General features: G+C 71.6%; 5 protein-coding genes and 3 pseudogenes. 3 read left to right on the top strand and 5 right to left on the bottom strand.

Annotation, left to right across the window (positions count from 1 at the left end; translation table 11 throughout):
- The 3 genes from SSOG_RS34530 to SSOG_RS34520 all read left to right on the top strand — a co-directional run.
- Positions 1–749 (top strand): sensor histidine kinase (locus SSOG_RS34530; RefSeq protein WP_039939352.1); only part of this gene is annotated, 749 nt, incomplete at its 5' end.
- Positions 746–1417: a response regulator transcription factor gene (locus tag SSOG_RS34525; protein WP_009718906.1), complete on the top strand. Its 672-nt coding sequence runs from the start codon at positions 746–748 to the stop codon at positions 1415–1417. The genes SSOG_RS34530 and SSOG_RS34525, both read left to right, overlap by 4 nt.
- A gap of 64 nt (positions 1418–1481) precedes the next feature.
- On the top strand, positions 1482–2462 hold the full coding sequence (locus tag SSOG_RS34520; RefSeq protein ID WP_009718905.1) for an aldo/keto reductase: 981 nt from the start codon (positions 1482–1484) through the stop codon (positions 2460–2462).
- 27 nt (positions 2463–2489) lie between these two features.
- On the opposite strand, the gene SSOG_RS34515 is transcribed toward SSOG_RS34520, so the two are convergent.
- The 5 genes and pseudogenes from SSOG_RS34515 to SSOG_RS34495 all read right to left on the bottom strand — a co-directional run.
- Positions 2490–3710: a right-handed parallel beta-helix repeat-containing protein gene (locus SSOG_RS34515; RefSeq protein WP_009718904.1), complete on the bottom strand. Its 1221-nt coding sequence runs from the start codon at positions 3708–3710 to the stop codon at positions 2490–2492.
- Positions 3711–3993: 283 nt separating this feature from the next.
- Positions 3994–5297: pseudogene (locus SSOG_RS34510) on the bottom strand (pectate lyase family protein).
- Between the two features lie 41 nt (positions 5298–5338).
- Positions 5339–6169: pseudogene (locus tag SSOG_RS34505) on the bottom strand (rhamnogalacturonan acetylesterase).
- A gap of 99 nt (positions 6170–6268) precedes the next feature.
- The gene (locus tag SSOG_RS34500; RefSeq protein ID WP_009718901.1) at positions 6269–7612 is read right to left on the bottom strand and encodes an ABC transporter substrate-binding protein; all 1344 of its coding nucleotides are present in this window, start codon (positions 7610–7612) and stop codon (positions 6269–6271) included.
- Positions 7609–8547 (bottom strand): annotated as a pseudogene (locus SSOG_RS34495) (pectinesterase family protein); the annotation flags it as partial. The pseudogene SSOG_RS34495 and the gene SSOG_RS34500, both read right to left, overlap by 4 nt.
- Positions 8548–8866: the final 319 nt, after the last annotated feature.

The following is an 8866-nucleotide window of genomic DNA, read 5'->3' as shown; positions in this document are numbered from 1 at the left end:
TGCTGGCGGGGGTGGCGCTGGTCGCCCTGGGCGCCGGGGCGCTGCTGGCCCGCTGCGCTCCCGCGCTCCTCGGGCCCGCCCCCGCCGACCGGCTGGCCGCCGCCGAGGAGCGGGCCGCCCGGCTCGCCTCCCGCAACCGCCTCGCCCGCGAGCTGCACGACTCCGTCGGGCACGCGCTCAGCGCGGTGACGCTCCAGGCGAGCGCCGCCCGCCGGGTCCTGGACGCCGATCCGGGCTTCGCCCGGGAGGCGCTGGAGGCGATCGAGGAGACCACGCGCGGGGCCGTGGCCGAACTCGACAGCGTGCTGGGCCTGTTGCGCGAGGAGTCCGAAGGAGCCGGGACGGGCCGGGCCGTGCCCTCCCCCACCCTCGCCGACCTGGACGCACTGCTGGCCCGTACCCGCGCCGCGGGTGTCACCGTCGACCTCTGCGGGCCCCCACCGGGCGGTCTGCCGCCGGTCGTCTCCCGCGAGGCGTACCGCATCGTGCAGGAGGGGCTGAGCAACGCCCTGCGCCACGCCGGACCGGTGCCGGTGCGGGTGCGGATGACCAGATGCGGCGCCGAGTTGGAGATCAGCATGGAGAACCCGGTGAGCGGGGCCGCCGCCCGCGCGCGCCGCACCGGCGGCGGGCGCGGCCTGCGCGGCATCGCCGAGCGCGTGGCGCTGTTGCGCGGCAGCTGCGCCTGGGACACCGTGGACGGCCGGTGGCGGCTGACGGTCCGGCTCCCCCTGGGGGCCGCCCGGTGACCGCGCCGCCGCCCCTGCGCATCGTGCTGGCCGACGACGAGCGGATGGTCCGCACCGCGCTGCGCGCGATCCTGTCCTGCGAACCGGACCTGGAGGTGGTCGGCGAGGCGGGCAGCGGCGCCGAGGCCGTCCCGCTGGTCCGCGAACTGCGCCCGGACATCGTGCTGATGGACGTCCGGATGCCGGACATCGACGGCATCCGCGCCACCGAGCAGATCCTGCGGACCGTGCCGGAGCCGCCGCGCATCATCGTGGTGACCACCTTCGAGAACGACGCGTACGTGTACGACGCGCTCCGCGCCGGAGCCAGCGGCTTCCTGCTCAAGCGGGCCCGCGCGGACGACCTCGTCCAGGCGGTACGGCTGGTGGCGCGCAGCGACTCGCTGCTGTTCCCCGCCGCCGTACGCGCCCTGGCCGCCGAACACGCCGCCGCCGCGGGCGGCCGCGACGCGGCCCGCGCCCTGCGCGACCGGCTCTCCGAGCGGGAGGCCGACGTACTGCGGCTGATGGCCGCAGGGCTGTCCAACGCCGAGATCGCCGCCCGGCTGACCGTCGGCCCGGCGACCGTCAAGACGCATGTCGCCGCGGTCCTCGGCAAGCTCGGCGTCCGGGACCGCACCCAGGCGGTGATCGCGGCGTACGAATGCGGTTTCGTCACTCCGGGCTGAGACAGGGCTGACATCCGGCGCCCGAAGTGGTCTTCTGTGGCCATTGCCGAGAGAGGAGATCGCCATGGAGTACGCACGACTGGGCACCTCGGGGATCAAGGTGTCGCGGATCTGCCTGGGCATGATGAGCTACGGCGACCCCTCGTACCGGGCGTGGCAGCTGGACATCGACGCGTCCCGGCCGATCGTGCGGCGGGCGGTGGAGAGCGGGGTGACGTTCTTCGACACCGCCGACATGTACGCGGTCGGCCGCAGCGAGGAGATCACCGGCGAGCTGCTGGCCGAATGCTTCCCGCACCGCGACGACTATGTGCTGGCCACCAAGGTCTACAACCCGATGGGCCCGGGCCCCAACGACCGGGGCCTGTCCCGCAAGCACATCCTGGCCGGGATCGACGCCTCGCTGCGGCGGCTGGGCACCGACCATGTGGACCTGTACCAGATCCACCGCTACGACCACGAGACGCCGATCGAGGAGACGATGGAGGCGCTGCACGACGTGGTGCGCGCCGGGAAGGCCCGCTACATCGGCGCGTCCTCGATGTACGCGTGGCAGTTCGCGAAGGCCCAGCACACGGCCGACACCCACGGCTGGACGCGGTTCGTCTCCATGCAGAACCACTACAACCTGCTGTACCGGGAGGAGGAGCGGGAGATGAACCCGCTCTGCCTCGACCAGGGCGTCGGCGTCATCCCGTGGAGCCCGCTCGCCCGCGGTCTGCTGGCCGGGACCCGCGACCGCGACCGCACCGGTTCCACGACCCGCGCAGCCAACGACCCCCTGGTCGAGCGGTGGTACGCGGACGCCGACTTCGACATCGTCGACGCGGTGCGCGAGGTCGCCGGGGAGCGCGGCGTCTCCCCCGCCCAGGTCGCCCTGGCCTGGCTGCTGAGCCGCCCCGCCGTGACCGCGCCGATCGTCGGCGCCACGAAGCCGGCCCACCTGGAGGACGCGGTGGCCGCGGTGGACCTGACCCTCACGGAGGAGGAGACAACCCGCCTGGAGACCCCGTACCGCCCCCGCGCCGTCCAGGGCCATTCCTGAGCCCGCTCCCGGGCTCGGAGGCGGGGGTCAGTTCATGGTCGAGCCGACCTCCGTCGCACCGGCGACGACGAGGAAGCTGGTCACGGGCAGCGAGCCGTCCTGGCGGCGGGACTCGTACGCCGTGCCCGGGTCGGTGGTGACGAAGGGCGGGGTGATCGAGGCGTCCGGCTTCCAGTTGTTGCCGCGGGAGACCGCCAGGTCACCCGTGTCGGCCTGGCCGCGGCCGTTGGCGACGGCGAGGTTCTGCTGGAGCAGGACGCGGGAGTCGGGGAAGGCGTAGCCCTGGCCCTCGTTGGCGTAGGCGGTGGTGCGCAGCAGCCGGAGGGCGCCGGTGTTGCCGCCCGCGGCGAAGCCGCTCTTGGAGTTCTTCCAGGCGGCGGACGCCCGGACGACATGGGCGGGGGTGGGCGCGGAGTCGGTGTCGGCGCCGAGCTGGAATCCGCTGCCGTCGCCCTCGAAGTCGGGGATGCCCCAGCGGTTGACGCCGTTGCCCCAGGCCCAGGAGTGGTCGATGGAGACGGGGCTCGCCCACATCCACAGGTCGAGGCCGTCGTCGCTGTTGTCGAAGAGGCGGGAGCCGGTGATCACGTTGCCGGAGCCGGAGCCATGGGTGATCGCGATGCCGTCGGCTCTCTTGCCGCCGGTGGCATCGTCGTGGTTGCCGTAGGAGTCCAGGTTCCTGATGAGGTTGCCGTCGGTGTTGTCGCCGCGGAGGGTGAACCCGGTGTCGCCGTTGCCGCGCGTGGTGAGGTTGTTGAAGACACCGCGCGAACAGGAGGTGCAGACGAGGCCGCCGCCGGGAGCGTTGCGCAGTTCGAGCCCGGAGACGGTCCAGTAGTCGGCGCTGAGGGAGAGCAGGGAGGCGCCGTCGCGGAGCCGGGAGCCGTCGAGCCTGACCTTCTCGCCCCGGTACGGCCGCAGATGGACACGGTCCCCGGCGGTGCCGCTCACGGAGCTGCGCAGGGTGCGGGCCGGGTAGTACGTACCGCCGCGCACCTCGATGGTGGTGCCGGGCTTCGCCGCGGCGAAGGCCCTCTCGAGCGTGCGGTACGGAGATGCCAGCGTGCCCGTCTGGCTGTCGCTGCCGCCGGGTGCCACGTAGACGGTGGTGGGAACGGCGCTCGCGCCGTCCGGGGAGGCGGTCAGGTACACCCCGGCCACGGCCGATGCCACGATCACCGCGCTGCCGAGCGGCAGCGTGCGGTCCTTGCGACGGCGGTGGCGGCCGCGGCTTCGCCTCACTCTCATGGCAACTCCTGTTCTGCGTCGAGAGAGCGGGCCGTGGGATCCTGGACGACCCGCTCCATGGCGTAGTTGCCGCCGATCCAGATTAGGTTGCCGCCGTATCGAGGATTCTCAGATTACGGAATCACGATCGTCCAGCGATAGAGCATGGCGACTCTTGATCATTCTGCGACCGGCATTGCTCGGCAGTCCAATTGGAGTTGACCATAGCGTCGGATGGCAGAAGGGGAGGCCAGGCGGGGCCAGTTAACGCCCGGCCTCCCCCGCTCATGGGGTCGGCGGGGCGTCAGAGACGGCCCGCGCCCGCGTCCTTGCCCACGATGCCCGGCACCGCGCGCGGCGCGTCGACGCGGGTGCGCAGCGTCGGGGTCCAGCCCGCGTCGCCGCCCAGCTGCTCATCGGGGACGCCCGCGTTGTGGAGGGCGAGGAGGTCGGCCGCCTTGCCGCCGAGGTGGTTGTTCTTCGCGGTCAGCGCCGTGCCCTTCCACTTCTTGATGATCGTCGCGGGGTCGACGGAGGCGGGCACCGTGAAGGCGTTGGCCTCGGCATAGAGCTGGGACTCGACGCCGACGCCCCAGCTGTACGCGTAGCCGCTGCCGGGCGCCACGAAGTTGTTGTTGTACGCGTCGACCTTGCCGAACCGCACCCGCGGCGCGCGCTCCACGATGTTCTTGAAGAGGTTGTGATGGAGCGTGACCCGGAGCTTGCCGCGGTCCGTTGCGCCCGCGCTGTCGCTGTTGCCGATCATCAACGTCTTGTCGTGGTCGGCGAACACGTTCCAGGAGGCGGTGACGAGGTCGGCGCCGCGCACCACGTCGAGTTCCCCGTCGTGCTGCTGGTAGAGGCGGCCGAAGTAGCTGGGCTGGGCGCTGTCGGGGCGGCGGCCGTCGGTGAACGTGTTGTGGTCGACCCAGACGTGGGTGGAGCCGTACACCACCAGGTTGTCGTACTCGGAGTTCCAGTTGCCGTCGTCGCCGTCGGTGGGGTCCCAGGCGGGGAAGCAGTCGAAGGCGTCCTCGAAGGTGACGTTGCGGACGATGACGTTGTCCACGCCCCGGATCTGGAGGCTGGCCCCCAGCAGCCTGGCGTTCCGGCCGGTGCCCAGGATGGTCGTGTTGGAGCCCACCTTCAGCTCGACGCGCTCGTACTGCCGGGCGGCGGACGCGGCGCGGGCGTCCTCCTGGGGGCCGGACGGCGCGGCCTTGCCCCAGGCGGCGGGGTCGTACGCGGTCAGGTACGCGGCCAGGGAGTAGCCGTCGGTCGCGTAGTCGGCGCAGGACAGCGGCTTTCCGGCGTCGTCGGTGTTGGCGTCGATCGTTCCCTTGATACGGATCAGCCTCGGGGTGGCGTCGCCGTCGCCGAGGGCCTTCACCAGCTCGGGCCCGGTTGGTGACCGTGAAGGTGTGCGCCTTGTCGGCCTTGGCGCCGCCGGTCGTGCCGCCGTCGGCGGAGGCCCAGCCGTCACCGGCCGGGAGGGCGCCCCGGGCGCCTCCGGTCTCCTGGGCGGCGGCCGACGGCCCCCTGGGCCGCGCCGAGGGCGAGGGCGGCGCAGCCGAGCACGGCGGCCACGCGGGCATGACTTTTTAACATGACGGCTCCTGACAACAAAGAAGGAAAGAAGGGGGAGGTGGCTACCAGGTGATCCAGCTGTCCGGTTTTCGCGGCGTTTAGCCGCCGCAGGTCGCGCGGTTTTCTTTCACCTGCTGGGCCGCCAGCTCGCGGGCGACGAGCCGGGCCACCTCGATCGCGCCGTGCGGCTGGAAGTGGGTGTTGTCCTGGAGTCCGTCCGGGTAGTTGGGCGACTCCCCCGGCTCCAGCCAGTTGAAGTAGCCCTGGGTGGCCTCGGGCCCGAGGCGCTGCCACAGCGCGATACTGGACGCCTGGATGTCGAGGAGCGGCACCCGCTCGGCGCGGGCGAGGCGGCGTACGGCGTCGGGGTACGCGCCGTGCGTGGGCTGGGCGGTGCCCGCCGCGTCGAACTTGCGGCGCTCCACGGAGGTCAGCAGCACGGGGCGGGCACCGCGCTCGCGCGCGCCGTCGAGGTAGAGCCGCAGATACTGCGGATACGTGGTCTGTGGATCGGTGCCGCGCGCCGGGTCCTCGATCTTCTCGTCGTTGTGGCCGAACTGGACGAGGAGGAGGTCGCCGGGGCGGAGGGCGGCCAGGATGGGGGCGAGCCGCCCCTCGTCGTAGAAGCTCTTGGAACTGCGGCCGTTGACGGCGTGGTTGGCGACCGTGAAGCGGTCGTCCGCCAGGAAGAACGGCAGGGCCATGCCCCAGCCGGTCTCGGGCGCTGCGGTGGGCTGCTTGGTCGCGGCGGTGGAGTCGCCCGCGAGGTAGACGGTGGTGCGGGCGTTTTGGCTGCGGGCTTGGGGGGCGGAGGCGGTTGCCGTGCCGGGGGCGGCGAGGGCGAGGGGCAGCGCGGCGAGGGACGCTGCGGCGCGTCTTCGGGTCAGGGCCATGGGCTGGGTGAATGCCTTTCGCAAGGGGCGTACCAAGGGGCGTACGGGGCGGCCACCGGTGCGGTGCGGCCGCCCCGTACGCGCATGAGGGGCCGCTGCCTACTGGTTCTTCTTCCATTCGGCCTGGGCCTTGTTCAGCTCGTCCGCGACCTTGTCGCAGAAGGCCTTGGCGGTCATCTGGCCGAGCAGCACCTTCTGGAAGCTGGGCTCGTTTTCGGCCTTGCTGATGTTGTTCCAGTCCGGGAGGTAGTACGGCAGCTGGACGACCTTCGTCTGCGGGTCGTTCAGCGACTCCAGCGCGGCCTTGGTCGGCGGTGCCTTGCTGATCCAGGCGTCGTCGGCGGCGCCGACGTTGGCGGGGATCGCGCCGACGTCCTCGTTCCAGAGGCTGTTCATCTCCGGGGAGGCCGCGAACTCGATGAACTTCCAGGCGGCCGCCTTGTTCTTGCTCGCCTTGAACAGGCCGAGGCCGTCGACCGGGTTGGAGACGATCGTGCGGGCCGACCCGTCCTTGGACGGCGGCAGCGGGATGCCCGCGATCTTGTCCTTGCCGAGCTGCTTCACATGGTCGACGTAACTGCCGAGGTTGTGCTGGAGCATGCCGATGTCGCCCTGGTCGAACTGGGCGACCATCTTGGCGAAGTCGTTGTTCAGGTCGGCGGCGGGGGTGACCTTCTTGAAGAGGGCGACGTACTTCTCCAGCGCCTCGACGTTCTTGGGGTCGTTGAGCGTCGTCTTGTCGCCGTCCCAGAACGAGGAGATCCCCGACTGGGCGTACATCATGTCCAGCGCCTGGGCGATCGAGCCCGCGCCGCCGCGCAGGGTGAAGCCGAACTTGTTCTTGCCCTTGTCGGTCAGCTTCTCGGCGGCCTTGTAGAAGGCGTCCCAGGTCGTGGGGGCGGGCAGCTGCGCCGACTTGAAGAGGTCGGTGCGGTACCAGAGGGTGCCCTGGTTGGCCGAGGTCGGGACGGAGAACAGCTCCTTCTCGTCCCCGCCCGCCGCGCGGACGCTGTCCACCATGTTCTTGATCAGCTTGCCCTTGAGGGGGCTGTCCTCGACCCGGTCGGTGACCGGGTCCAGGGCACCCTGGGCGGCGAGGTTCGCCAGGTACGCGGTGCCGACGCCGCCGACGTCGGGGAGGCTGTCGCCGCCGCTCTGGATGGCGGTGTCGTACTTCGACTGCACGTTCGTGATCGGGATCGGAACGTACTTGACCTTGATGTCGGGGTTCTTGGCCTCGAACTCGGCGATGATCTTCTTCCAGACCTTCGTCCGGGGACCGCCGTTGTTGTCCCAGAACGTGATGGTGCCCTTGCCCGAGCCCTCCTCCCCGGTCGACGACCCGTCGTCGCCGCAGGCGGTGGCGGTGAGCGCGAGGCTCAGGACGGCGGCGACCGCCGCGGCGGTGCGGGTGGCTCTGGCCCTGCTTCCGGCTCTGTTCATGAAGCGCATCTCCTGGTGTGGTGTTGAGGTGCCCAGCCGTCCGTCCCGGCGAGGTAGTCGGCCACCTCGTGGTCCGCGGCGTCGGCCTCGTTCATCTGCGGCCGGGTCGCGGCGGGACCCTCCGGCCCCGCCGCGCCCGGTCCGGTGTTGCGGTACTCGGTGAAGCGGGCCTCCTGCCACGGGAATCCGCTCATGTCCGTCCAGGGGGCGGACGACTTGACCGCGGCGGGGAGGTACGTGTCGCGGATGAGCACCTGCGCGATCGCGTCCGGCTCCCCGCCGGGGTGCCACGGCCGCCCGAGGTGGAAGGTCTGCTCGGGCGCGTCGCTGACGATGCGGCTGCGGGTGATCAGGAAGCCGTAGGGGTTGTCCTTCCAGGTGCTCGCGGCGGTGATGTAGCCGTTGTTGGTGTCGCTGCCGCGGGTGAGGGCCTTGATGGTGGAGCGCTCGATGACGGTGGTGGCGCGGCCGTAGATGAAGTCGACGTCGCCCTCGATGTACGCGTCCCGGATGTACACCCGGCTGTTCGTCGTCAGCTTCGGGCTGTCCGTCATCAGGGTGTCCTGATTGCCCTTGAAGGCCGTGTCCCGGAAGACGATCCGGTCGCCGGTCGTCTTCATGGCCAGCGCCTGCTCGCCCTTCAGGTCGTGGGCCGCCTCGTCGAAGTCGTTGACGAAGGTGAGACGGCGGGCCGTGACGTCGCTCGCCGCGATGAGGACGGTGGCGCTGCCGGTGGATCCGCCGTACTCGGCGGGGGTGTCGTGGACGATCGTCGTGTCCGCGCGGTGCCGGCCGGTGCCGAGGAGGGTGAGGTGGGGCTTGTCGGCCGGGATGCGGACCTGTTCGCGGTAGGTGCCGGGGGCGATGGCGAGGGTGATGTGCTTGTCGTTGCCGGACGGTACGGCGTCGATGGCGGCCTGGACGGTCCGGAAGTCGCCGGTCCCGTCGGCAGCGACGCGCAGGGTTTGCCGGTGTGCGGTCGCGGTCGCGCTTGCGGTTGCGGTTGCGCTGGCGCTGGGCGCGCCCCCGAGCACCACGACCAGGCCGGCCCCGACCAGCCCAATCGCGGTCGCGGCGGCGCCGCGTGGCCGCCTGCGGCGCGCGTACGGCCCGCGGGACGGTGGCCGCCAGGGTAAGCACCATCGTGGCCGGGGCGCGTGGCCAAGCGCGGGCCGGGTTGTGCCCACCCGTTCCGCCCCGCGGGACGCCTGCCCACAACCCGGGCAACATGCCGCCGCCTGGGCGGGGGCCGGG

The organism is Streptomyces himastatinicus ATCC 53653 (genome assembly GCF_000158915.1).
In the GTDB taxonomy this organism is placed as follows: domain Bacteria; phylum Actinomycetota; class Actinomycetes; order Streptomycetales; family Streptomycetaceae; genus Streptomyces; species Streptomyces himastatinicus.
The sequence above is the reverse complement of the archived record's forward strand: the minus strand, read 5'-3'. Positions and strand labels throughout refer to the sequence as shown.

Coding starts and splice junctions, on each gene's coding strand:
- SSOG_RS34520 (WP_009718905.1), top strand. CDS start 1,482: ATGGAGTACGCACGACTGGGCACCTCGGGGATCAAGGTGTCGCGGATC.
- SSOG_RS34500 (WP_009718901.1), bottom strand. CDS start 7,612: ATGAACAGAGCCGGAAGCAGGGCCAGAGCCACCCGCACCGCCGCGGCG.
- SSOG_RS34515 (WP_009718904.1), bottom strand. CDS start 3,710: ATGAGAGTGAGGCGAAGCCGCGGCCGCCACCGCCGTCGCAAGGACCGC.